At 53.6% G+C, this 25,476-nt stretch carries 19 protein-coding genes; 12 read left to right on the forward strand and 7 right to left on the reverse strand.

What is annotated here, in order from left to right; genetic code table 11:
- Positions 1–89 precede the first annotated feature (89 nt).
- The 3 genes from prfB (at position 90) to FHW66_RS02325 (ending at position 3,765) form a co-directional block, all read left to right on the forward strand.
- Positions 90–1,194 (forward strand): peptide chain release factor 2 gene (gene prfB / locus FHW66_RS02315; RefSeq protein ID WP_183378084.1). Its coding sequence is split into 2 segments (ribosomal slippage): positions 90–170 and positions 172–1,194, totalling 1,104 coding nucleotides; the frame shifts between segments, so codons are not numbered across the junction.
- A gap of 148 nt (positions 1,195–1,342) precedes the next feature.
- A complete protein-coding gene (gene lysS, locus FHW66_RS02320) occupies positions 1,343–2,884 on the forward strand; it encodes a lysine--tRNA ligase (protein ID WP_183378085.1) in 1,542 nt (513 codons plus the stop codon).
- 251 nt (positions 2,885–3,135) lie between these two features.
- The gene (locus FHW66_RS02325) at positions 3,136–3,765 is read left to right on the forward strand and encodes a glycine zipper 2TM domain-containing protein (protein WP_183378086.1); all 630 of its coding nucleotides are present in this window, start codon (positions 3,136–3,138) and stop codon (positions 3,763–3,765) included.
- A gap of 154 nt (positions 3,766–3,919) precedes the next feature.
- Here the strand turns inward: FHW66_RS02325 and FHW66_RS02330 are convergent, their stop codons facing one another.
- Positions 3,920–4,621, reverse strand: coding sequence for a substrate-binding periplasmic protein (locus FHW66_RS02330; protein ID WP_370543389.1), 702 nt, complete (start codon positions 4,619–4,621; stop codon positions 3,920–3,922).
- 204 nt (positions 4,622–4,825) lie between these two features.
- Here FHW66_RS02330 and FHW66_RS02335 point away from each other — a divergent pair, with 204 nt between their 5' ends.
- Positions 4,826–5,098, forward strand: coding sequence for a hypothetical protein (locus FHW66_RS02335; protein WP_183378088.1), 273 nt, complete (start codon positions 4,826–4,828; stop codon positions 5,096–5,098).
- Here the strand turns inward: FHW66_RS02335 and FHW66_RS02340 are convergent.
- Positions 5,068–6,537 carry a chemotaxis protein CheW gene (locus FHW66_RS02340; protein WP_183378089.1) on the reverse strand — a complete coding sequence of 490 codons (1,470 nt, stop codon included), beginning with the start codon at positions 6,535–6,537 and terminating at the stop codon, positions 5,068–5,070. The two genes, FHW66_RS02335 and FHW66_RS02340, sit on opposite strands and share 31 nt — an antisense overlap.
- Positions 6,534–7,880 carry a PAS domain-containing methyl-accepting chemotaxis protein gene (locus FHW66_RS21095; RefSeq protein WP_183378090.1) on the reverse strand — a complete coding sequence of 449 codons (1,347 nt, stop codon included), beginning with the start codon at positions 7,878–7,880 and terminating at the stop codon, positions 6,534–6,536. The genes FHW66_RS02340 and FHW66_RS21095 overlap by 4 nt, the downstream gene beginning before the upstream one ends.
- A gap of 698 nt (positions 7,881–8,578) precedes the next feature.
- On the opposite strand from FHW66_RS21095, the gene FHW66_RS21100 reads away from it, so the two are divergent.
- The gene (locus FHW66_RS21100) at positions 8,579–10,303 is read left to right on the forward strand and encodes a methyl-accepting chemotaxis protein (protein ID WP_183378091.1); all 1,725 of its coding nucleotides are present in this window, start codon (positions 8,579–8,581) and stop codon (positions 10,301–10,303) included.
- 56 nt (positions 10,304–10,359) lie between these two features.
- Here the strand turns inward: FHW66_RS21100 and FHW66_RS02355 are convergent, their stop codons facing one another.
- Positions 10,360–10,788 carry a hypothetical protein gene (locus FHW66_RS02355; protein WP_183378092.1) on the reverse strand — a complete coding sequence of 143 codons (429 nt, stop codon included), beginning with the start codon at positions 10,786–10,788 and terminating at the stop codon, positions 10,360–10,362.
- 160 nt (positions 10,789–10,948) lie between these two features.
- Here FHW66_RS02355 and FHW66_RS02360 point away from each other — a divergent pair, with 160 nt between their 5' ends.
- From FHW66_RS02360 to FHW66_RS02370, 3 genes are all read left to right on the forward strand, one after another.
- Positions 10,949–12,796 carry an AI-2E family transporter gene (locus FHW66_RS02360; RefSeq protein ID WP_370543390.1) on the forward strand — a complete coding sequence of 616 codons (1,848 nt, stop codon included), beginning with the start codon at positions 10,949–10,951 and terminating at the stop codon, positions 12,794–12,796.
- A 101-nt stretch (positions 12,797–12,897) separates the two neighbouring features.
- Positions 12,898–13,620: a DUF4088 family protein gene (locus FHW66_RS02365; protein ID WP_183378094.1), complete on the forward strand. Its 723-nt coding sequence runs from the start codon at positions 12,898–12,900 to the stop codon at positions 13,618–13,620.
- Positions 13,621–14,036: 416 nt separating this feature from the next.
- Positions 14,037–15,923, forward strand: a complete 1,887-nt coding sequence (locus tag FHW66_RS02370; protein ID WP_221196887.1) for a methyl-accepting chemotaxis protein — start codon at positions 14,037–14,039, stop codon at positions 15,921–15,923.
- A 9-nt stretch (positions 15,924–15,932) separates the two neighbouring features.
- Here FHW66_RS02370 and FHW66_RS02375 read toward each other — a convergent pair whose 3' ends face one another.
- Positions 15,933–17,330, reverse strand: a complete 1,398-nt coding sequence (locus FHW66_RS02375) for a PLP-dependent aminotransferase family protein (protein WP_221196888.1) — start codon at positions 17,328–17,330, stop codon at positions 15,933–15,935.
- 316 nt (positions 17,331–17,646) lie between these two features.
- Here FHW66_RS02375 and FHW66_RS02380 point away from each other — a divergent pair, with 316 nt between their 5' ends.
- The 3 genes from FHW66_RS02380 (at position 17,647) to FHW66_RS02390 (ending at position 21,036) form a co-directional block, all read left to right on the forward strand.
- Entirely contained in the window at positions 17,647–19,011 is a 1,365-nt protein-coding gene (locus tag FHW66_RS02380; RefSeq protein WP_183378095.1) for an MmgE/PrpD family protein, read from the forward strand.
- Between the two features lie 112 nt (positions 19,012–19,123).
- Positions 19,124–20,419, forward strand: a complete 1,296-nt coding sequence (locus tag FHW66_RS02385) for an MFS transporter (RefSeq protein WP_183378096.1) — start codon at positions 19,124–19,126, stop codon at positions 20,417–20,419.
- Between the two features lie 194 nt (positions 20,420–20,613).
- Entirely contained in the window at positions 20,614–21,036 is a 423-nt protein-coding gene (locus tag FHW66_RS02390) for a universal stress protein (RefSeq protein ID WP_183378097.1), read from the forward strand.
- A 27-nt stretch (positions 21,037–21,063) separates the two neighbouring features.
- Here the strand turns inward: FHW66_RS02390 and FHW66_RS02395 are convergent, their stop codons facing one another.
- Positions 21,064–23,040 (reverse strand): APC family permease, encoded by a 1,977-nt coding sequence (locus FHW66_RS02395; RefSeq protein WP_183378098.1) that lies wholly within the window; start codon positions 23,038–23,040, stop codon positions 21,064–21,066.
- Between the two features lie 409 nt (positions 23,041–23,449).
- Between FHW66_RS02395 and FHW66_RS02400 the strand changes: the two genes are divergently transcribed.
- On the forward strand, positions 23,450–24,592 hold the full coding sequence (locus tag FHW66_RS02400) for a sterol desaturase family protein (RefSeq protein ID WP_183378099.1): 1,143 nt from the start codon (positions 23,450–23,452) through the stop codon (positions 24,590–24,592).
- Between the two features lie 19 nt (positions 24,593–24,611).
- Here FHW66_RS02400 and FHW66_RS02405 read toward each other — a convergent pair whose 3' ends face one another.
- A complete protein-coding gene (locus FHW66_RS02405; RefSeq protein ID WP_183378100.1) occupies positions 24,612–25,268 on the reverse strand; it encodes a response regulator transcription factor in 657 nt (218 codons plus the stop codon).
- Between the last annotated feature and the right edge of the window lie 208 nt (positions 25,269–25,476).

Raw genomic sequence — 25,476 nt, forward strand, 5'->3', positions numbered from 1 at the left:
CAGTTTTCGCGACAAGCAAGGCCCCGTCTGCAACAAAATCCCCGCCCCTCTCTTGTATAATGTGCGGTTTGATTGCAAAAGAAATAATCATGGAAGCAGAACGCCTCAATTCCCTCCAATCCCTGTTGGACGACCTCGCGGTACGTGCAACAGAATTACGGAGGTATCTTTGACTTCGATGTGAAGTCAGAGAAACTCGATCAAGTCAATGCCGAACTAGAAGACCCGGACGTCTGGAATGATCCCAAACGCGCCCAGGATCTCGGCAAGGAAAAGAAATCCCTGGAAAACATCGTCCATACGCTGATCAAGATTGACGGCGACCTAAACGACACACGCGACCTGTTCGCGATGGCGCGCGAAGAGAAGGACGAAGACACGCTCGAAGCCATTGAAGTCGACGCCGAGACGCTGAAGGGTCTGGTCGAGGGTATGGAGTTCCGTCGCATGTTCAATAATCCGATGGATCCCAACAACTGTTTCATCGATATCCAGGCTGGTGCCGGTGGTACCGAAGCACAGGACTGGGCCTCCATGCTGCTGCGCCAGTATCTGCGCTACTGCGAACGCAAGGGTTTCAAGGCTGAAATCCTTGAACAGTCAGACGGTGAAGTGGCCGGAATCAAAACCGCGACCATCAAGGTGGAAGGTGAATACGCCTACGGCTTCCTGCGCAGCGAAACCGGCGTGCATCGACTGGTACGCAAATCGCCATTCGACTCCGCCAATGGTCGCCATACCTCGTTCTCCAGTCTGTTCGTGTACCCGGAAGTGGATGATTCGATCGATATCGAAGTCAACCCTGCCGATGTGCGTGTGGACACTTACCGCGCCTCCGGTGCCGGTGGTCAGCACATCAACAAGACCGACTCGGCGGTACGTCTGACGCACGCTCCGACCGGTATCGTGGTGCAATGCCAGAACGACCGCAGCCAGCACCGTAACCGTGCCGAAGCCTGGGATATGCTCAAGGCCAAGCTATTTGAACTGGAACTGCGCAAGCGCATGAGCGAACAGCAGAAACTGGAAGACTCCAAAACCGACGTCGGCTGGGGTCATCAGATTCGCTCCTATGTACTGGACCAGTCGCGGATCAAGGACTTGCGCACCAACTTTGAAATGGGCAATACCAAGGCGGTACTGGACGGCGATCTGGATGGTTTCATTGCCGCCTCGCTGAAACAAGGCGTGTAATTCGCGATAACAGGATTACACGATTGAGCACCGCATGCCGGGCGACAGGAAACACGCCTGTCACCCGGCATAAACCAACACCGCGCCGGTCCATCCGCACACTCTCTGGACCGGCCAGCTGGCAACACTAACCGACAATTTCGACACCATGACCACGCCAAACGACAACGCCACAGCGCAACCTGTAGATGAAAACGCCATCATTGCCGAGCGTCGCGCCAAGCTGAGCGCGATCCGCGCCCAAGGCGTTGCCTTCCCGAACGACTTCCGTCCAGCCAATAAGGCAGCCGAGCTGCATGCGCAATACGATGCGCTCGACAATGAAGCGCTCGAAGCCAATCCGATCAAGGTTTCTATCGCTGGTCGCATGATGTTGAAGCGGGTCATGGGCAAGGCTTCCTTTGCTACCGTGCAGGATTCCTCCGGCGTTCATGCCGACGGCCGCATGCAGCTCTACATTACCAACGATGTCACCGGCGAAGCTGCCCATGCCGCTTTCAAGCACTACGATCTGGGTGACATCATCGGTGCCGAAGGCCAGCTGTTCAAGACGAAAACAGGTGAGCTGTCGGTCAAGGTGGAAGGCTTGCGCCTGATTACCAAGTCGTTGCGTCCGCTGCCCGACAAGTTCCATGGCCTGTCGGATCAGGAAACCAAGTACCGTCAACGCTATGTTGATCTGATCATGAGTGAAGAGACACGTCGCACCTTCAAGGCGCGTACAGCAGCGATGTCATCGATTCGCCGCTTCATGGAAAAGAACGACTTCATGGAAGTCGAAACACCGATGCTGCACACCATTCCCGGTGGTGCTGCCGCCAAACCATTCATTACCCATCACAACGCGCTGGACATGCAGATGTTCCTGCGTATTGCCCCTGAGCTGTATCTGAAGCGACTGGTCGTTGGTGGCTTTGAACGGGTATTCGAAGTCAATCGCAACTTCCGCAATGAAGGTGTCTCGCCACGCCACAATCCGGAATTCACGATGATGGAATTCTATGCCGCCTATGTGGATTATCAGTGGCTGATGAATTTCACCGAACAGGTTATCCGTCAGGCTGCCATTGATGCCCATGGCACTGCGACACTGACCTATCAGGGCCGTGAACTGGATCTGTCGAAGCCCTTCCATCGACTGACCATCACCGGCGCCATCAAGAAGTACGCGCCTGAGTACACCGATGTGCAACTGCAGGACATCAGCTTCCTGCGCACCGAGCTCAAGAAGTTTGGCCTCAAGACCGATCAGGCACCACTGGCCAATGCCGGTCTGGGCGCATTGCAACTGGCGCTGTTCGAAGAAACGGCCGAATCCCAGCTGTGGGAGCCAACCTACATCATCGACTATCCGGTAGAAGTATCACCACTGGCGCGTGCCTCAGACACCGTGGCGGGCATTACCGAACGCTTTGAACTGTTCATTACCGGTCGTGAAATTGCCAACGGCTTCTCCGAACTCAACGATGCCGAAGATCAGGCCGCACGCTTTCAGGCACAGGTTGCTGCCAAAGATGCCGGTGATGAAGAAGCCATGTATTACGACGCCGACTATATCCGTGCGCTGGAATACGGCATGCCTCCCGCCGGTGGCTGCGGGATTGGCATTGACCGACTGATGATGCTCATCACCGATTCACCTAACATCCGTGACGTGATTCTGTTCCCGCATCTGCGTCGCGAGGAATAAGCATTCAGTCAGGATGAAATAAGTATTAACAATGCAGCAACATGACGTTACCTGTACACGGCAATTGACGGGACGCAGGTAATGGCAGGCAGTATCTAAAGGCTGGAAAGTGCATAGCAGTGTGCCTTTCCAGCCTTTTTTGCTTTGTCATTACAAGTTTTTACAACTGACACACTATTCGCATTTTTTTGCAATAAAGGGCGTTCCATAATCCACTCCATCCTGTTCAATTCACTTAGCGGAGATCCAATATGGAAGCCACCATCACCCCAAAACGGATTCATCCACTCGTTGCCACGGCCGCCATTGCAGTGACGATGGTCAGCCTGGTCGGCGTTGCTGCGATCACCGGTCTGTTACCGACCTCCCATGGTGAAGTCACTCCCGGCACACCCGTCACTGCAATGACGAATGCCAGCAATACAGCAGCCATCCCTGCCAGCCAAGGTGGCACTGCAGGCACCCCGATCAATGCTGCCAACGCCAGTCAGGCTCAACCATTGTCAGTACCTCCGGGAGCGCAAGCTGCTGTAGGACATGCTGCCATCTGCATCAGTTGCGGCCAGGTTGAAGCTGTTCGTGCGATCCAGCACACACCCAAGGCTAGCGGTGTTGGCGTGGTTGCCGGTGCTATTCTCGGTGGGATTCTCGGACATCAGATCGGTCACGGCAATGGCAACACAATGGCGACCGTCGCCGGTGCCGGTGCCGGCGGCTATGCTGGCAATGAAGTCGAAAAGCGCAGCCGCACCACCACGTCTTATGTGGTCGATGTACGGATGGAGAATGGCAAGTTGCGCTCCTTCCCGCAATCGGCTGACAATTGGCAGGTCGGCGATCAGGTCCGGATTGAGCATGGTCATCTGATCAGTCGCGGTTAATACAAATATTTACATCACCACCAGAGGCCAGTTGAGCAAACTGGCGTAAGTTTCAGTTACGTTTTTCTGCACCAATATAAAGCCAGCCGAACAATGCAATTCCATGCAGAGCGGCTGGCTTTTTTGTGTAGTGGAGTTTTTCGAATCGGGATCGTCAGAACGCCTGGATATTTTTTTCCAGTATGGCCTTCAACTCACCGCTCTGTTGCATGCTGGTCAACTGTGCATCCAGTGCTGGAAGATATTTCAGACAAGGACTGGTGCGAGCGATCGCAATCAGATTATTAGACTCGGTGATGAACGGATGCAATGCCACAAACTGGTCAAGTTGCCCACTATGCTTCAGATAGGCCATGCCGGTATAGTAGCCAGTGACGAGGTAGTCAATCCGGCGGAGCTCGATTTTCTTGAAATTCATATAGACCTTCTGCTCGACTTCCACCATCAGATTTTTGGTCATGAATTCATCAAACCCGCCACCAAACTGATTACCTTTAGCGATACCACCGCGCTTGCCAATCAGGTCATCCCAGCCGCTATAACTGAAACTGTGGTCCCGCGCGACAAATACTGCAACCGGATTGGAAAACAAGGGGACCTTGCTGAAGACCAGATAACTGCGGCGCTCTGGCGTATCCTTGAGCGAGGCAATCATATCCAGCTCGCCGTTCTTGGCGCCATCAAGCACCCGCTGAAAAGGCCCCATATAACGCACCTCGTAAGGGACGTGGATCGCGGTCAGTGCGGCCATAGCGATTTCGATACTGGCACCAGTCAACTTCGTGCCGTCATACCAATGCAGAGGTCCGTAGTCAGAATCGGCAGAAATCACAACCTTGGAGCAAGTTCCAGGCACGTCGGCTGCCAAACAACAGCCGCAAATCGTAAAGCCCAAGCACGCCAGCCAACAATGCAAACTCAAGCCTCTACATACTCTCGTGCGCATGCGGTCTCCCCAACTTTTCTTCACTATTCTGGTGCCATCATACAACGTAACTAGAGGTAATCCAGCAACGTCGATCACATGCTAAATTCTATTCCGCAATCACGTGGAGGGTGCATGGAAGCAGCGGTAGCATTAATTGTTGATAAATTGGAAACAGCGATGAAGGTGACGCAAGCCATGGTCCAGACGACGCGGCAGGCGGCGACAGAAGAGCTCAGATTATCAGGGCTCAAAGCGACCCTGAAGACACTAGCTGTTGAAGTGGAGGAAATGCAACAGATGCTGGGATTGAAGCCGGCGACAAGCAGCCGCCCCAGACAGGCACCACCGGCCAACAAGGGTGATGCCAGCCCGTATTACTGGGAAGATGATTTCAATGCAGGATAAGCATCCAGGTTGAGTATTTGATAGTTACTACGGGTACCAGCCAATTTCGGCTGTAGCAGTTGCACTGGCCCTTCCTTATTGCGATGCAGCGTCAGAATGTCACAGGAATGGATTGGCAACAGTTGGCGCAACTCTCTCACCAGTAAGCCGAGCAAGCGCCCTTGCACCGATACAATGACCACTTTGTCCGGTGGTTCCAAAGCAGTCGTGCCACCGCACAGCCCATACAAATCCCACAAGGCAATCGTGCCCTGCCGGTATCGCATACGCGCCACCGGTGCACGCGCCGGGCTAGCCCCGGGCAACCACTCCACACCCTCATCCAGAAACGCCACCGCATCGATCACCGCCATAGGCACGGCCCAGGTTGGCCCAGCCTCCAGCACGATATAAGGCTGGTCCTGCACCGGTGCCGTCTTTTTGCCTTCGATCAGCGCCGGCAATAATGCAATACGTCTGCTACCGAGCGGATAGAGCGCCGTCAGATTGCTGACATCCGGCACCAGCGCCGGACCATGGTCTGGCAACTGCAACACACCGCGTACCGGCAGCGACGCCGAAAAACCGGCATCCACATGCGAACCCAACTGCGTCATATCGACTGCCTGCACCGCCTTGATAGCCGTGACCGGCAAGCCTATCCACAGGTCCTCATGTGCGAGCAGTGCCAGAAATGGATAAGGTGGTTGCACAGTGCAATGCAACAGAGCGGCACTATCAATGATGGGGATATCGCGTGCATGCAATTGCGCGTACCCCAACATGGAGACTTGCCCCGGCAGAGACTTCATTACCGGCATCGGCTCCACATCACGTATCGCATCCAGTGGAATGGCTAACGTCTGCTCACCCACCGCAACGATTGCCATACTGACTCTGCGCACCACGTCGGCCGCAACATCCGCAGTGTCAGTGGCCGCAGTCGGGGATACCTGCTCAATTTCAGACCAAGCAGCGGATAAGCGCATCAACGCCGCCACATCCAGTAATCCTACTGCCTGCTCGCGTGACTGTGGCGGTGACGCGGGTAATTTGACGACGGTATGAAACACGTCTTCCTCGGTATCGTTTTGGCAGATACGCTGAATCTGTTGCGGCGACACACTCACCAGACCATCAATCTTGCTCACCAGCACACCGACGCGACGTCCGTCTGCCTGCAACACCATGACCAGCTCCTCGCCGCCACCATCTTCTGGTGCAGTGAGCTGCGGGGCCTTCGGGAACGGCAACCAGAGACGTAAATCGATTACTGCAACCGCTTCGTCGCGATAACAGATTGCGCCAGCGACCGCGCCATGACGTCTGGGCAAGGCAGACAAGCCATCGTCGCAATCGATGGCACCCAGCAGAGAAGCCGTCGGAATCGCAAAAGCCAGCGTCTCCAGACGCACCAGCGCGATCAGTGTCGACGCGCCGTCATCGCGTCCTTGCGTCATTTGGCCGCTGCCACTGTCAATTCGACCAGCAGACTGTTTGCCATTCTGGTCGCACTGGCCTGCTCTGTGGTTGAACTGTGGATTCCGGCAATCGATTGTGTGGTGGCCGTGATGGCCGCATTGATCTGACCAAACGCCGCAGCGACCTGCTCAGAGAGCTGCCGACCATGCTCCACCTGCACTGTGGTCTGGCCATTGATACGCGCAATTTCACGTGCCGCCAGCGTCGACTTCTCCGCCAGCTTGCGTACTTCATCAGCCACGACCGAAAATCCCAAACCATTCTCACCAGCCCGGGCGGCTTCGATAGCGGCGTTAAACGCCAGCAGACTGGTCTGGCTGGCAATGTCGGTAATCGTGCGAATGATGTCACCGATTTCATTGGAGGATTTCTGAATTTGCTCGATCGACTCTGCCGAGCGGTTCAGCACTTCCTGGCCGCTGGCAGTCTTTTCAATCGCAGTATCCGCCTGGCCACTGGTACGCGCAGCATTGCCGGCAATGCTTTCGATCGATTGCGTCAGGCTCTCCAGTACGGTGGTAATTTCTTCAATTTTCTTGCCGATCAGGATTTCCCGCTCTACTGCAGCGGTAATGTCGAGTGCAAATTTGACAACCTTGTAAGGCTTGCCTTGCAGGTCAGTGATCGGATTGTAGGTTGCCTGGATCCAGATCTCGGCACCATGATTGCCGATACGTTTATACCGACCGCTCTGAAATTTACCTTCTGACAGATCCGCCCAGAAAGACCGGTACTCTTGGCTTTGTGCAAAACCCGGAGGGCAAAACATGCTGTGATGCTTGCCGATGACCTGGTCGCTCACGTAGCCAAAACAGCGCAGGAAATTGGCATTGGCATTGGTGATGTTGCCCTTGAGATCAAACTCAATGATGGCGGTCGATTTGCTCATGGCCTCCAGCATGCTTTTAGACTCGGCCGCCTGGAGCTTCTTGTCGGTGATATCTGTTGCGAATTTAACCACACGCAAGAGTTTGCCATCGGTGCCAAAAACACCGTTGTAGGATGCTTGCAACCAGATCAGTCGACCATCCTTGTGCACCCGCACGTACTCACCGCTGTAGGTCTCGCCATTGGCCAGCCCACGCCAAAAGGCTTGATAGTCGGCACTGGCAGCATAGTCAGGTGTACAGAAAATCCGATGATGCTGACCAATAATGTCATCAAGGCTATAGCCCATCACCTTCAAGAAATTGCTATTGGCATTGACGATACGTCCATCAAGACTGAATTCAATGATCGCCTGAATGCGATCCAAAGCACCAAACACCGACTCCAGATAAGCGGAACGATCTTCGGTCTCCGTGGAGATAATTGCGTGCATTGACTTACCCTTCACTTTCCTTAAGTTATTTCCCTAAATCAACTGAGTAAAAATAACACGAAATCACAAATTAATAAAAACAATTGTGTTTATTGTGTTTATTGTGTTTATTGTGTTTATTGTGTTTTTTAAGCAATGCCGAAAAATTAGATAGTGTGTTTTTATTTTTCATGCATAACTCAATAAAAAAACTTCTTCTTTTGCTATCTAGCACTCATTTTGAAACAAATGAGAGCGATATATGGCCAAGAGTGCGAAAAAAGCTTGTTGGGAACACCGGAATATCCGCAGCTTTCAACAATACCGAATTACACTTCTTCATCCCTTGACAACCGTTCGGACAGTTTGCATCAGGCAGATTGGCTGCATACCAGAGCACGGCCGCACATTGGATCGATTGGCACGAATAAAGACGATGAAAAATGCCATTAGATTTGCTACTCACATAAGGATCGTGACGCGCTTACGACGAAACGATCATTAAATCGTTGCAACTTTATCGAAAAATGCGATTTTTATGATATTAATGTGAGCAATAGCCTTACTTTCCCGCAATAACGATCACACGCCTCCTGCCAGACGCTGCTACCCGTAACAGCGTCTGGCAGCATTGGTCATTCGTGCTCCTGCGGCAGCAACTCGCACCGTCTTTGTAGTCTTGCTTCACAACAGTCGCAACTTACTTAACGGAGAACAGCATGAGAATGACAGACGTCAGGATCAGTGTGAGATTGGGAGTTTGCTTCGCGGGACTGGTTGTCTTGATGGGGCTAATTGCCACCTTGGGGGTGCGTAGCCTGATCGGCACGACTAACAGCACGCGAATAATCGTCCACGAGCGCTACGCCAAGGTCTTGCTGGTGTCTACGCTCACCGAAGATGTCAACACCAATGCTCGGACACTGCGTAACTTGCTGCTGGCACGCAATCCAGAGGAGGCGCAACGCTACTTTGATATGTTGAGCGAGGGACTCGCCACCAGCGGTGAAGTCACGAAGAAGCTCGAAGCGATGACTGTCACTGGTGAAGAACAGCAACTGATGCAAACCTTCCTCCACACCCGAGATGCTTACCGCGACGCGCGCAATAATTTACTCGAACTGATCAAACAAAATAAAAAAAACGAAGCAGTTGACTATCTTTTCGGGACGCTCAGAGAATACCAAAATGCCTTCACTGCCGCATTGCGCAAGCTTGAGCAATACCAGACTGCACAAATGGAAATGAGCAGCGACAAGAACGAGCTCGCAGCGCATTCAGCAATCCAGTCAATGATTGCCGTCTCGGTACTCGCTATTATATTTTCGTTTTTTGCGGCAATCAGTATCACCCGCTCCATCACGCGGCCACTCAATGAAGCTGTCAAAACGGCGAGTGCCGTTGCTGCCGGCGATCTGACCATGCAGATTGACACCGCAGCCAAGGACGAAACGGGCACCCTATTGCGCGCCCTCAAGACGATGAATAGCAATCTGCTCGACATTGTCAGCGAGGTAAAACGCAGTACTGACACCATCACCACCGCTTCGAGTGAAATTGCCCACGGCAATATGGACCTTTCTTCACGCACCGAGCAGCAAGCAGGTGCGCTCGAAGAAACTGCCTCCTCAATGGAACAACTGACCTCTGCCGTTAAGGAAAATGCCACCCATGCCTTGCAAGCGCAGGCACTAGGCAAGTCGGCCTCTGAAGTGGCGAGTCAAGGCGGAGAAATGGTGGACCATGTGGTCGATACCATGCGCCGCATTGATGCGTCTTCGCACAAAATTGTCGAGATCATCGGTGTCATTGATGGCATCGCCTTCCAGACCAATATCCTGGCACTCAACGCCGCTGTCGAAGCCGCCCGTGCAGGCGAACAGGGACGCGGTTTTGCTGTCGTGGCGGGTGAAGTGCGTAGTCTGGCTCAGCGCAGTGCCGCTGCCGCCAAGGAGATCAAGGAGCTGATCCAGTCTTCAGTGGACACCGTCAGCAGTGGCAGCGAGATTGTTGCCCGTGCCGGCGACACGATGCATGCAGTGGTACAAAGTGTGAAATCCGTCACCGATGTGGTCGCCGAAATCAGCTCTGCCAGCAAGGAGCAAAGTGAAGGCATCGAGCAGATCAACCTGGCCATTACCCAGATGGATCAGGTCACGCAGCAGAATGCAGCACTGGTCGAGCAAGCCGCTGCCGCTTCACAGGCATTACTGGAGCAGGCCGAACGACTGGAGCGTACGGTCAGTGTTTTCAAGACCAATTACAGGGATGTCACTACCCTTGGCAATGCGCGCCAGCGGCAATCAGCAACCCTGGATAGTGCCGCGGCACCACGTACCTTGTCAGCACAGAGCAAGTCGCGCCGTGAAAAAGACAATCCACGTGCTCTCGCCGTGGACCAACTTGCAAGTGCAACCAAAAGCCACGAGTGGGAGCAATTTTAAGGACCAATTCAAGGACTGACATCCGGCGACCTTGCCATTGCGGCGGTCGCCAGAGGTCAGACGCTGAACATCGCCGTCCTGTGTTTTTCCTGTTCACGTTTGGCACTGATTTTCAGTCGCTTCAGCCACCATCCGTAATCCCCAAGTTGTTCAATGCCTGCGCCAGTCACTGACCCAACATCGACCTGACCGGCGGCGTTGAGGCACGATGGCGGCGCAATGTGCTGGGCAATGCAATAGCGGAGAGCTTCTTTCTGCCGTCCCTCGTTGAGCAATGCCAGACAGGCGCCAGAATGAATGAGCGCTTGTTGATGAAAATTCATGTCTCGACTTTTATCGTTAATTTGACAAACCACCTTCGTATTTGATGGCTTGTGGCAACAAGATACCGGGAAATGATGAGCCGGCCTATCAGGAAATTCCGGGGATAATCGATAGTCGGTGTAGCAACTACGCATCACCTGATCCTCAATGATAGACGCCATCGCCAATAGGAACCGGAGACAGCAAGATTTCAGACTGAGCGCATTAGAATAGGCGGCAGTCGCAGAAAGCGATCCGTTTTTTGATTTCCCCAGACTTCCCAATCAAACCAAAGGTATTCCCTTGTCGAGCACTTCAGACTTTCAGCGCCCCCCGGATCGAGTGGCAGGCATCTTAGGAACAGCCACCGTGCTGGCACTGCTGTATTTTGGACGCGACGTCCTGATCCCGGTCACACTGGCGATCATTCTGAGCTTGCTGATTACCCCGTTCATTCACCGCCTACGCCGCATCGGCCTTGGACAGACCGTTTCCGTTGGCGTCGCCGTGGTAGCACTGGCATTCGCCGTCGCCGCCGTCGGACTGACCATCGGCTCGCAAGTCATCCGGCTTGGTGCCAGCATGCCGCAATATGCCGATACGATCCGTAGCAAGGCAGCGGAACTGGACGCATTGACATTAGGCCGGGTGGGTCAACTCAGTGGGCAGGCCGGGCACTGGATCGAACACTTATCCGACAATCAGGACAGCAATAGCAAAACACGCAAGACGCTGACCAGCAACCCCGCCCGCACCCCAATTGAAGTCGAAATCCACGAACCAGCGCCCAAACCGTTGCAGTTGCTGACGCGGATCCTGGCGTCGGTCTGGGCGCCGCTGGAAACGGCTGGTATTGTCTTCGTCGTACTGATCTTTGTGCTGCTGGAACACGAGGCCCTGCGTGACCGCTTTATCCGCTTGGCTGGCGGTCATGATTTACGGGCAACAACCATCGCGGTGAATGACGCAGGTGAACGCTTGTCGCGTTTTTTTGTATCGCAGTTTGCGGTCAATATCGGAGTGGGCGCACTGGTCTGGCTGGGGCTGGCCATTCTTGGCTTGTCGCAGGCATTGCTGTGGGGAGCGATGGCAGCGATTCTGCGCTTTATTCCCTATGTAGGAGTCTGGATTGCCGCCTGCTGCGCCACGCTGCTGGCAGCCGCAATCGACCCTGGCTGGTCACTGGCGATCATGACGCTGCTGGTATTTTTAGTCATCGAAGTCATATTTGCACAACTGGTCGAGCCACAGCTGTATGGTCATACCACGGGCTTATCCCCTCTCTCGGTGGTGTTAGCGGCAATTTTCTGGAGCTGGATCTGGGGCCCGGTGGGTCTGGTGCTGTCGACGCCGCTGACCTTGTGCCTGGTAGTTGCTGGCCGGTATTTCCGGGCGCTTAACATGTTTGAGATTCTACTGGGCGAGATCCCTGCGCTGACTTTGCCGCAAAATTTCTATCAGCGCGCTCTCTCGGGCGACATTCAGGAAATCATCACCAGTGCGCGCCGCATCCTCAAGCGCAAATCCTTTGCGGCCTATTGCGACTCGGTCCTGATTCCCGCACTTCATCTGGCACGTGCCGATCTGGACGCCAATACCATCAGCAAGAGTGAACAGATGCGGGTCGGTGGTGCGATTGCTTCGGTGATCGAGGCGCTCGGTGAAAGCCCTCGCTGGTGGCCGCAATACAAGCGTATTTCACTGCTGGAAGACGTCAATCTCGGACGTCAGCTACGCCGTCGCCGCGAGGCGGTCATTGGTACGACGCAGGGCTCTTTTGACGTCCCTGCCGGCACAATCGTGCTGGCCATCGGTGCCGGCTCTGACGGCGATGAACTGGCCGCCGAAATTCTGGTACGCATCCTGCGCAAGCAAAATATCGACGCGCGCCACATCACGCTGACCGAATTGCAAGGCACACCGCCAGAGGATGTCAAACCGGGCATTGTGGCGCTGTTTTGCCTGGTGAGTATCGAACCGGTCAAGGAACAGTTACAGATTGAGGCGGCGTTGAGTTTTTTGCAGCAAAGGCTGGTTCAGGTCCGGCAGGAAGTCCTGATCATCGACAACCCGTTCGAACGGCAGCAACTGCGAGATCTGCAGAGCACGATCCCGCATCACGTCAGTCACACTTTCGAGGAAGCTGCGCAGGCTTGCCAGCGTGCCTTGCGACCGGAAGATAAAGGATAAAACTGCTGCTAAGCTGTCACTACCCGTATTGGCGGCAAAACGGGTAGTATTCCACCTACCCTTTCTTAAGGGCAATTATTTGTCATTCGGGATAAAAGCTTATGAAAAAGATCGCCCTCAACGTCAAAGATGACGTCTACAGCTCGTTGGAACGGGATTTCAACAGTTTCGTCCGGGTCTCGCTGAAATGCGATTCGCAGTTTATTGCCCCCTCTTTTGATAATTTTCTGCTGGCGAAACTCTCGGACAACACGACTTTCCTGACCGATGATGCGGTCAAGAATCTGATGTTGTCGGGCCAATATGCATGGGCCAAACGTGCACTGGACAAGGAGTTTCCGGATGTGGTAGCAATCTTGATCGGCCAGGCATCGACCTATGGTTTCCATCTGACCATCAACCATGAGTGGACTGCGGAGGAGTTGAAGATTTCCTCCAAGGCGTGGGCAACCTCGATTGTCAAACAGGCACAGGGGGACGAGGAGCAGATTGATATTCTGGCAGCACAAATCCGCTCTTCGGCCATCACCGTTACTGAAGTCGAAGAAAAATTGAAGACACCTGCCTATCGGGTGGCTAAAGCCTTGCGTCAGCAGTTACGGGACGCCCGTATTGCGGTCAATCATGCCAGCGGCAGAGCAGCCCGCGAAAATCTTGGTGCCTTGCGCAGTCTGCTTAGTTTGGGTGTCGCTTATGGGCTGCTCAATGAGAAAGAAGAGCAGAAGCTCATGGATGAGCTCAAGCAGAAGAAACCGCATCTGTTCGAGGAAGAAAAGACTTGCTGGGACCGCTTTATGATGTGGTGGCGTAGCGTGTTTGGTTGACACGAATGGCCTGAGAATCGGCCGAGGCGGGAATGGCAGAGCGTTCTTTTTTGAAGCGCTGTCTGGACTTACCCGCCATTCAGTTTTAGAAATTAAAAATGCTTCAATACTTCCGCCACGGTCAAACCAGTCCCCCAACAGGCCAACATTACTGCGCTTGATTTCGCCTCTTGGCAACATATCAACTTCCCGTAGTTTTCAGCATAACATCCTGCTACACGTCTTTCTGTAATGCTCAATCAGCAGTACAGCGGCAAAAGGAGACGCGCAGTCTGTCCATCGCCACTCCACTCTGTCATGGCTAATATCGACGCATTGAATAGCGCCGTTCACCAGGCCCATTCATTCGGACTTGCAGTTGCAATGTACCGTTCCAGATCGCGCCGATGTCGCGATTGTCGACTGGGGAGCCTGACATGATTTCTTCGATTCGTACCAAAATACTATTAATTACCGCTGGCACGGTGATTTTCTCTCTCGCCCTGACCAGTGGTGTCATCTATGCACTGGTCCGTGCGGATAATTTACGTAGCATCCGTCAAAATCTGGAATCGCTCACAACGGCAAATTCGCTGGCTATTGCTGATTGGGCAAATGCGAAGGAAGTTGCCGTCACGGCTACTGCTGCGGAGGTCGATCATGGCGATCCGAGAGGTATTGTCAAAAGCTTGTTAAGGTCGGGTGGCTTCTCGCTCACTACTGCTGGCTGGCAAGACAAGTCTTTCGTCTCTACAACGCCCGGTCTACCAGCAGACTACGACCCCACGATACGGCCTTGGTACAAGGAAAGCATCAAGGAAATAGCACCCTTGATTACCCAACCATATCGATCGGCAACTGGTGTCATTCTTGTTTCTTTTACGGCACCGGTATTGCGAGATGGCAAAGCAGAAGGCGTAGTGGCCGGTGGCGTATCGCTAGAAAAAGTGAAAGACGTCATCGCCGCTATTCATCCAACACCATCAAGCATTGGTTTCGTGGTCGATACCGATGGTGTCATCATTGCCCATCCCGACGAAGGGTTGTTACTCAAGCCGGCGACCGGCGTATTGCCATCGCTGACCCCCGACGCTCTTGCGTCAATGACTTCCAGTACAGACTTGGTGGAAGCAAGGATGAATGGTGAATTAAAGTTATTGCGCGCCAAATCCATACCCGGTACGCGCTGGATGCTGATCATTTCACTCGATCAACATGAAGCAACGGCGGGAATGCGTAGTGTCCTGACAGCATCCGTCATCGCCGTGGTGTTATTGGCAGTGTTGGCGACAGCAGTTGGCGGCATCATGACGGGACGAGCGTTCCTCCGACTATCTCAGGCACGCGATGCGATGAATGAAATTGGCTCCGGCACTGGCGATCTGACGCAGCGTCTTCCCGTCACCGGTGACGACGAAGTGGCGCAGATCGCGCGATCTTTTAATAGTTTTGTCGAGAAAATTGCAATCGTTTTGACACAGATCCGGGACGGCAGCGCATCTCTTTCAATGGCGACCCGCGATATCGAATCCGGCAATCGAGATCTGTCTTATCGGACCGAAATAGCGGCGGGCAATCTACAAGAAACGTCCGCTTCGCTCGAGCAACTCACTGGTTCGGTCGAACATTCAGCTGAGGCGTCTAAACAGGTCGTAAAGCTTGCGAATACGGCTAGTGCGAGTGCAATCATGGGGCATCAAATTATGTCCGGAGTGGTATCAACTATGGATGATATTGCCAGATCCTCCTCTAATATCGTCAACATTATCAGTGTCATTGACGGCATTGCCTTCCAGACCAACATCCTTGCACTCAACGCATCCGTTGAAGCCGCGCGAGCAGGTGAAAACGGCCGTGGCTTTGCCGTGGTCGCCAGCGAAGTACGCAACCTGGCGCAGCGCAGCGCCGCCGCCGCACGGGAAATCAAAGAACTGATCACCAGGTCCGAAGCCAGTGTCAAATCGGGTATCACGCGTGTTCAGGAGGCTGGCAACAATATGACGGAGATCGTTGATAATATCCAACGCGTAACTAGTATCATCGAAGAGATCAACGTATCAATGCGTGAGCAAAGTCAGGGGATAGGACAGATCAACCTTGCTGTCGCAGAGATGGATAATTCAACGCAGAAAAATGCAGCTTTGGTAGAACAGGCGGCAGCAGCTTCAGCGACACTCAAGGATGAAGCTGCCAAACTCAATGCGTTGGTGGCGTCATTTCAACTAGAGGCAAAGTCATCAACGCGCACTACCACCTTGCAGGCCCTAGTGCCAACTGAAACGACAGATCATTGGCCCGCGATGCTGGCGATTCATCAACGATGATGACGGTACCTAGCAGATCGACTTGAATAACGTTATCAGTGTCGGTTCAGTCCCGTAGCAGACATTCAGTCTAAACCAAGGTGTCTCCTGCATACTATTGCGAAACACCTTTCCGGGAGCGATGAGGACACCTGCATCTGCTGCCAGTTTCCAGATTTCAGAGGAACTCTCAAAATTGGGATGACGTACCCATACAAACTTGCCTCCCAGCGGTTGACAAAATAATTGAAAACCCAATGGACGGAGCATCTCACACGTCTCCACCATACTGGCAGAGAGACGGGAGCGCAGCCGTTCTGCCGAGCGTCGATAGAGACCTTCGGTGAGTGCATGGAAGACGAATTTCTCGGCTAACTGCGAGCTGGTAATACTGGTGATCATTTTCATGTTGGCAAGATCCCGGATCGCATTGACCGGCGCAGCGACAAAGCCGACCCGCGCCGACACCGACAGTGCCTTGGAAAAACTTCCGACATAAAACACCCGCGACAACTGATCCAGCGTTGCGATCCGTGGTACCGGCTCTCCCAGTAAATCTGCATAGGTATCGTTCTCGACGATGCGAAAGTCGTACTGTTCGGACAAGCGCAGAAGCCGGTGTGCATTGCCAGCCGACATGGTCGATCCGGTCGGTGTTTGTAGTACCGATTGTGTAAACATGACCGCAGGACGATATTGCTGTGCAAGCTTTTCAACCACATCCAGATCAGGACCATCATGATTGCGCCTTACCGGCAAAGGTTCGATGCCTTGCATCTGCAAATTACTGAACAGATTGAAATAACCCGGATCATCGACTAACACCTTGTCTCCTTGCCGCAGAAGGTAGCGAATGATCAGATCGATCGCCTGCGAGGCACCAGTAGTGAGCAACATCTGGTCAAGCTGCAAATGGATTCCGAGATCGCTCAGCCGGGTTTGCAGCAATGCACGCAATGGCAAATAGCCATAGGGGTCACCATACTGCAACAAACCCGAATCAATCTTTGCTGCGACGGACTTCAGGCTGGCCTTGATCATGTCAGTATCCATCCACTCGGTGGGTAGCTTTCCTGAAGTCACGTTCAGCAAGCCATCTTCATTGGTCAGGTGCGAGCGCAACTGCCAGAGGTGATCAAATGCTTTGGCGAATTTCTCAGTAGGATTGTATTTGGCATGCAAGGCACGCGGACGCCTGATAAAGAAGCCACTGCGCGGACGCGATTCAAAATAGCCTTGCGCGACGAGCCGCTCATAAGCTTCGGCAACGGTATGCACACTGACCATATGCTGACGCGCAAACAGACGTATTGAGGTGGCCTTCGTACCGGCGTGCAATGCGCCTTTATCAACCAGCTTCTTCAGTTGTTCGACAATCTGTTCTACAAGTGAAATTTTCGAATTACTCGACAGTTGTATCAGTGCCATACCTCTCCCAATCTGTACTGTTCCACCACCAACACAGGATTACAAAGTTAATCAATCTCTGTCTATCGCCTTGAGTCGTGCAGCTCATTAACATGGCTACATTCTAATGAATCATCGGCGTAGTAGACATGAAAATTTAAGCACGACTGCAATATTTGACTGCCCCGCAATTTGTCTGATAACTGTCAGAAAACTGTCCTGTTTTGATTATTGCTGCCGCGTCTCTTTAATGTATCTGGTCTATGTATCCGACGTGAACAATGCACATCCACTCAACACCTCTCAGTAGTACGAAAAGAACACAAGGAGCCGCATCATGGATCTGAGTCGAATTCTGGCGGCATGGTGCGCCGACGATCGCAAGGTATTTCCAGATTCCGCGATGAGTCGCGCAGAGGCTGCCATCGCCGATGTGGTCGGTTGCCTGCTGGGTGGGCGACACGATCCCGCCGTGGTCGGCGCTGGCAAAATCGTTCAAGGCGATGGACCCAGCGGCAGCGCCAGCGCAGTCACGCACACCTGGCCCGTCACGGCCCCTTGGGCTGCTTTGATCAACGGTTGCGCCGCGCATGCACTCGACTTCGACGATAACTTCTTCCCCCCGGTAACCCACGCAAGCGCAGTCCTTGTGCCAGCGCTGTTCGCACTGGCCGAAGAGATTGACACTAGTACACATGCTATTGTGAAAGCGTATATCGCTGGTCTTGAGGTTGAATCCCAGATCGGGAAACTGGTCAATCCATCGCACTATGAATCGGGATGGCATGCCACCTCGACTATCGGTACGATCGGTGCCGCTGCTGCCTGCGCAGTCCTGATGCAACTCGACGAAGAAGGCGTGCTACACGCCATCAGCATTGGCTCCAGCCTTGCCAGCGGCAGCAAGCGACAGTTTGGATCGATGGTCAAACCAATGCATGCCGGGTTTGCTGCGATGCACGGTGTGCTGGCCGCAAAACTTGCCGCTAGCGGCATATCCGGGGTTGAAAATACCTTGCAGGGAAAATGGTCGTTCGAAGAACTCTATGCTGGCGGCAACAACTTCGGTACTTTCACACCTAGCTTGTTTCCAGACTCACCGCTGGCCATTGATGAATACGGACTGGTGGCAAAGCTTTATCCATCCTGTATGTCCTCGCATCTGGGCATTGATGCCATGCTGGTGCTTTCATCTTTGCGACCTATCGATCTGACACAGATCAGCAGTATCGATCTTCACCTGCCAGAATTCATGATCGCTAATTTACGCTATCAAGAACCTGCCAATGCCATGGAAGCGCGCTTCAGCATGAATTATTGTGCGGCCGTGGCACTGGTACATGGCATACCGCGCATCAGTCATTTCGATGAAGCAGCGCTTGCCGATCCACAAGTCGCCCGATTGTTGCCACTGGTGCATATGCATGTACGCGAAACGTTACCGGAGACTGCTACTTTGCCCTGGGGTGGTGATTGCCTTGCAAGCATCTCTTTTCTGGACGGCAGTGTCATGGAACATCGCGCGATCTATCCCAAGGGATGCCAACAAAACCCGCTCACGCCCACACAACAACGTGACAAATTCATCGACTGTGCAAACACAAAGGTACGAGGAATGAACCCTGCTGCACTGTTTGAGAAGCTGATCAATTTCGCGCGACTGGACTCGCTGCGAGAGGTGACCGTCGCCATGCGAGCATGAACGCATTATTCCAGCGGCGATCACCTACCGACTGGCGTATCAGGTATAAGAGCTCTCCGGTGGCCGTATCAGGGCAAGGAGATCATCGTATCAATCTTCATTAGGAACCGAAATGTCTCAATTCTCCGAACTGAACGCCTCAGCGGCAACCTCGGCAACCAACACAACGCCCGCGCAGTCCAACGCAAACGGGTCACTGAAACAGACAGCCATCGTGCTTTATGGCCGCAAACAAAAAATCTTTGTCCTCGTTACCTTACTGTTCTCCTGGATTCTTGCCAATGCCGACCGGATGGCGATGAGTGTCTCCATCATCCCCATTACCAAGGACTTTGCTCTTGATGCACAGCAGGCCGGCATGGTGCTTGGCTCGTTCTATCTCACTTATGCACTGATGCAGCTTGCTGCAGGGTGGCTGGCAGATCGCTTCGGTTCGCGTAAAGTACTCGTCTTCTGTGTCGCTTGCTGGTCCGTATTTACGAGTCTGACTGGTGTGGCTGGCTCCCTATTCGCCCTGATTGGTATCCGCCTCCTGTTCGGTATTGGCGAGGGTGGTTTTGCTCCCGCCAGCACGGTAACGATTGCGGAAGCCTTTCCTAAAAAAGAGCGCGCCCGCGCGAAATCTCTGATCATCGGCGCATCCTTCCTTGGCAGTGCCGTAGGCACTGGTGCGATTGCTGCTCTGATCCATACTTACGGCTGGCGCGCTGCTTATCACGCATTTGGTCTGGTGGGTGTGATCGTGGCAAGTGTGCTCTGGTTTGCCGTCAAGGATTCGCCAGCACGTGCGCCCGGCGAACGGGCCAAGGGACTGTTTCGCAGCCTGTTCGGTACGGTGCTCCTGCAAAAGACGATGCTCATCTTTTTCTTCAGCAATATCGTCTATGTAGGTCTGATTTCTTGGATGCCGACTTTCCTTGTGAAGACTCGTGACATCGACATCGTGCACGTCGGCGCAGCATCGGCGATCCCCTATTTAGTGGCCTTCGCCTCTCTCAATGTCGTCGGCTGGTTGCTGGACAAAGTCGGGCAAGGGCGTGATCGCTTGTTTATGACCATTGGCGCAACCATGGTCGTCATTTTCTTGGCTCTGATGGCAGTAGCGACTTCCCTGCCCCTCTTGTTGGCGTTCTGGACCTTGAGTCTTGTCGGCTACACGGCGGTTTATGGCACAGTGTTTGCGATTCCTTTGAAACACCTACCGGATACGTCTGTCGGCACGGCGTCGGGCATCATCAATTTCGGCGGTCAGGTGGCTGCAGGAATTGCACCGGTTGTTATTGGAACGCTGGTTGGCGTGGGCAAGGGATCGTTTACGCTGGCGTTCTCGTTTCTGTTAGTTGCGGGGCTAGCTGCGTTAGTCATTGCACTTGGTTGGAAGTCCAAGCCGCACGCGCTGAGCACTTGATTGTTGACTTTTTTGTCACATGCACAATGACAATCCTTGCATTCACTCCAGAATTGAACCGTATCAAAGAGGCAACAACACGCCGCTTTTTAGATACCCGCTACACTCACAGGACAAGTATTTACGCCAAATTTATATGCGCACTGCTAATCTCCGAGCGTAGATATCTTCTCCGCATCGCAACGAGGCTCATCATGCAAAAGATACTGATACCGGTCGACGGCTCGGAACAGGCATTAAAAGCAGTGAAATACGCCAGCACCATGCTCAAAAATGGTACCGAAGGGCAGCTCCATCTACTCAATGTCCAAGAGCACCTTGACGGCAAGATACAGGCTTACCGCTCCCTGACAGAAATCCGTGCCATGGAAGCAGCTCACGCCGAAGCGGCGTTAAACAACGCCCGACAGGTACTCGAAGAAGCAGCCATCCCCTATGTCGCCAGCAAACGTGTTGGCCCCATCGCCAAAAGCATCGCCAACTATGCGCAGGAAGAACACTGCGACTGCATCATCATGGGCACTCATGGCCGGGGCGCACTTGCCAACCTGCTGCTGGGTTCCATCATGAACAAGGTCGTGCATCTGGCACAGGTACCTGTCACCGTCGTGCGCTAAAAGCAACCGATCGTTGCTAACAGTCGCCTACCCTACCTTCATCGGTAACAACACCATATGCTTGCCGGTCAGATGTAAACGCTGCTGAATTTCCTGCGGCGTCTGGTTATGCAACCAGGAGGTCAAGAAGTTGATACGCGCAAACACAAGTTTGCTGGCAAAGCAGACGCTGTTGGGGAAGTCGTTCATCGCCTTCTCTGCCAGAGCCGAAAACTCCGCTACCGGATTGGTCCCGTAAGCAACCCGATGCCCGGTCGCCAGACCATGCTTGTTGCAACTGTGCTCGTAATATTGTAACGAGCCCTCAATCACGTCCTGCAAGCGATGCAACTGGTCCTGCCCCTCATAGCTTTGCGCATCTACCTCGCCCACGGCAAGGAAGATCACATTCTTGAAATGTCCCGGGAATAAACGCTGCACCCATAGCAGCGCATGCATGCTGGCGCCACGGTGCTTGCCCACCAGCACAATGGCCGTCGGTTGAGCTGGGTCCAAGGGTAGCGGTTCAATCACTGCATCGTCGCTACCCGGTGCCGGATCAGGGAAATAGGCATCAGCCTTGGCCAGTTCATCGCGGGTTTCGTTATAGTGCTTACGAATGGCGAAGCACAAGGCAATCACGCTACCGGTAATCAGGACAGTGAGCCAGCCACCATCGGCAAACTTCTCGATCAGGGTCACCACCAGCACACTGGCTGTGAGCATGAAACCCATGGCCGACAAGGCCAGCCGCGACTTCCACTTAACTGACTGACGACGGTTACGCCACCAATAGACGCATAGTCCAAACAGTGACAGGCTAAACGTGAGGAATACGTTGATGCTGTACAGTACCACCAGCACCGACACATCGCCGCGGGTCCACAAGAGAATCAGCAGACTGGCGATACCCATGACCATCACGCCGTTCTGACGCACCAACCGCGCTGACAAATCGCGGAAATGACGCGGGACCCAGTAATCCGATGCCATGTTCGACAACACTGTCGGGCCATCCAGAAAGCCCGTTTGCGCGCCCACCAGCAAGAGTCCTGCCTCCAGCGCCAAGACCACTGCCAGCAAGGCACCTTGAGAGAAATCAGAACCCCAGCCGAGGTGGGCGATGATGTTGTGGAATACCACTGCATTGAGCGTTTGCCCCTCAACCGGCCTGGCGTCCCACAAGACGTAGAGCAGGATGATTCCGCCGGCAGTGAAGGCGAGTGAAGCAGCCATGTAAAACATGGTCCACTTGCCATTGGGTACGCGTGGCTCGGCCAGCATGTTGACGTTGTTGGAAACCGCTTCCAGCCCGGTGTAGGTACCGCCGCCCATGGAGTAAGCCCGTAGCATTAATGAGGCAACAAAGATCCAGCCCATGTTGTGCGACAAGGTCGAGGTTGCCTGCACGGTTTCGGGCAACAATGTCGGCAGGTGCTCGGCATGCACAAAGACGCCGTAAAGGATCAGGCCAAGATGCAAGACCACGAAGCCAATGAAGATCGGTAGCAACACCAGAATCGATTCCTTCATGCCACGGAAATTGAGCACGCACATGAGCATGATCAAAATCAACTCGGTGGCGAGCTTGAAGGTCTGTGCCTCAACCGGCAACAAGCTGAAAAAGGCATCCACGCCGCTGGCCAGTGAAGTGGCGATAGTCAGCACATAGTCCACCAGCAGCGCAGCACCGGAGACCAGTCCGGCACGCGGTCCCAGCAAGGCGGTGGCGACCTTGTAGCCACCGCCACCGGTGGGAAATAGTTCGATGACCTGGTTATAACCAATCGAGATGATGAAGACCGTCAAGGCCGTTGCCAGCGCCAGGAAGATACCAAGGTGGGAATGCTCGCCAAGGGCCAGGAAGGCTTCTTCTGGACCATAGCATGAGGAGGAAAGACCATCGGCACCGAGCCCGACCCAGGCCAGGATAGGCGTGATGGCAATAGCGTGTCGGGTGGTCGGACTCAGTGGATCAAGCGCACGGCCGATAATGAGTTCTCGAAGCTTCTGAAATGCCGCCATAGTGCTCCCATTTGATTTTTCTAGCCCGCAGGCATTGTCAGGACGCCACCTAGTTCCAATCGAACAGGGAAACACGATCGCGTTATGGTTGTTTCCACAATTCAGCGTGCTCATTCTGTTGCGCGCCAGAATCGGTGTCAACCTCAACGATTCGTTGTTGTATTAGCCTCACGAACTCTGCAAATATTGGTAAAAAGAAATGATATCGACCTCCTCACAGCACACTGCACCGTATGCTGTACTGCAGCAATACGTCAATTCTTGTATACTTATTGATGATCCTTTTTTTATTGTCAACGACACGATCATCTGATCGATATTTAGCATAAGTGCACGTGCTGACGCTGTTTTCAGGTCATCTACGCGCGTTTTCCATCTGCTACTCAATCCCTTCTCGCTACAACGCATCATGGAAAAAATCATTGTCTACATCATTCCGGTATTCTTTATTTTGATGTGTGTCGAGTTTGCCTACGGCTACTTCACACGGCGCAATACCTACAGGCTTAGCGACACGATCAGTAGCCTCAACCAGGGCCTGATCAGCCAACTGGTGGCACTGGTGACGCAACTGTTCCAGATTGGCGTGTATGCGATGGTATACAAACGGGTGGCGCTGTTTCCCAATCTGGCGTTCTGGGGTACCGCGCTGGGCTGGGTGGCATCGATTGTGCTGTTTGATTTCTTCGATTACTGGCTGCATCGCTTCGGTCACGAAAATGCGCTGGGATGGGCCGCTCATGCGGTGCATCACCAAAGCCAGGAATTCAATTTTTCGACGGCGTTGCGCCAAGAGAGTGCGGTGGCTTTCATCGGCTGCGTGTTTTACCTGCCGATGGCGGTCATGGGGATCGATCCCGAACAGTTCGGGATTGCTGGCCTGATTGTGCTGGTCTATCAGTTCTGGATTCATACCGAACATATCGGCAAACTAGGCTGGTTTGACCGGGTATTCTCTTCGCCCTCCAACCATCGCGTCCATCACGCAGTCAACGACCAATATCTGGACAAGAATTATGGTGGCATGCTGGTGATCTGGGATCGTATGTTCGGTACCTTTGCCGAAGAGAAGGAGCCTTGCGTGTATGGCACGCGGACTCGTCTGGACAGCTGGAATCCCGTCTGGGCCGTCGTCAGTGGCTACTGGCAAATCGCCAAAACCGCATCGACTCTGCCACGCTGGCAAGACAAGCTGCGCGTCTGGTTCAAGCATCCAGGCTGGTATCCCGAAGGTGTGACGGCGAGTGGACCAGGCTTTGATCTACAACAGGCTGAGCAACGCTATGACCCACCGGTTTCAACGCATGCACGCTTTTTTGCGGTGGTGCAGTTCGTGCTGTTGATGGTGGCCACCGCTGGCTGCCTGTGGGTGGCAGACGATATGAGCTACTGGAGTCTGGCAGGTGTGTGTGCCCTGCTGCTAGCCGCCTTCTGGGCGCTGGGAGCGCTATTGGAAGGCCGCACCAGCTGGCTTGGTTTACTGCTGGTGGACGCAGTGGTGAGCATGGGCTTATACGGCATCATTGCCGCCACTGGTGGCCTGCACGTCTGACCGGATGCTGCCGGCAAAGTCAGATCAGACTGGTGGCATAGGCATACTTAATCAGATCGGCATCGGTGGACAGGCCCAGCTTGCGCATCGCATTGTTCTTGTGAGTACTAACCGTGCTGGGTGTGCGCGAGAGGCGCTCGCAGATATCGCCAAGTGAAAAACCACCAACAAACAGACGCACGACTTCCAGCTCACTGATGGTCAGTTCGCGGGTCTGCGTGAAAGCTTCACCTTGTGCCCAGCTGAGTTCCAGCTCCCCCCTCAGCGAGGTCGGAAAGTAGACTTGCTTGCCACTTTGGGTGGCCATGACGGCGGCGAGCAGTTCGGTGGTTTTTTCTTTTTTGCTGATCACCGAAAAAATTCCCATACGGTACAGCCGCTTGACCACGGCGCTGTTACTCATGGCAGTATAGATAATGATCTTGCTGCTCGGATGCTCCTGACGAATGCGGGAGATCAAGCCAAAACCATCTGACTCCTCGCGCTCCGATATCTGCATGGTGAAGTCGGAAATAACGATATCACAGGGCTGCCCCTTTAATCCGCTCAGCAAGCTGTCACCAGTCTCGGCAAGCACAGCAACCCGCATGTCCGACAACTTGGCAAGCTCGTTATAGAGTGCCTCGACAATCACAGGGTGATCATCCGCAACCGCAATCTGCACTATTTTATTCATGTTACCTCCACCGGAAGATTCGATATCATTAAGAAGAGCGACATCACCATGCGGCGTGAAACCACATCAGCGATAAAAGGAAATCGCATGAAACAGACAGATTCTGGGCGTCATCGGAGTTCAACGCACGGTTGGATATCTGCTAAAGTACCGGGGTGATGTCGGATAGACCGGTAAGAACGGACCGCTGCATGCTGTCTCCCGAAGC

Origin of the sequence: Herbaspirillum sp. Sphag64 (assembly GCF_014192645.1) — a bacterium.
In the GTDB taxonomy this organism is placed as follows: domain Bacteria; phylum Pseudomonadota; class Gammaproteobacteria; order Burkholderiales; family Burkholderiaceae_D; genus Herbaspirillum.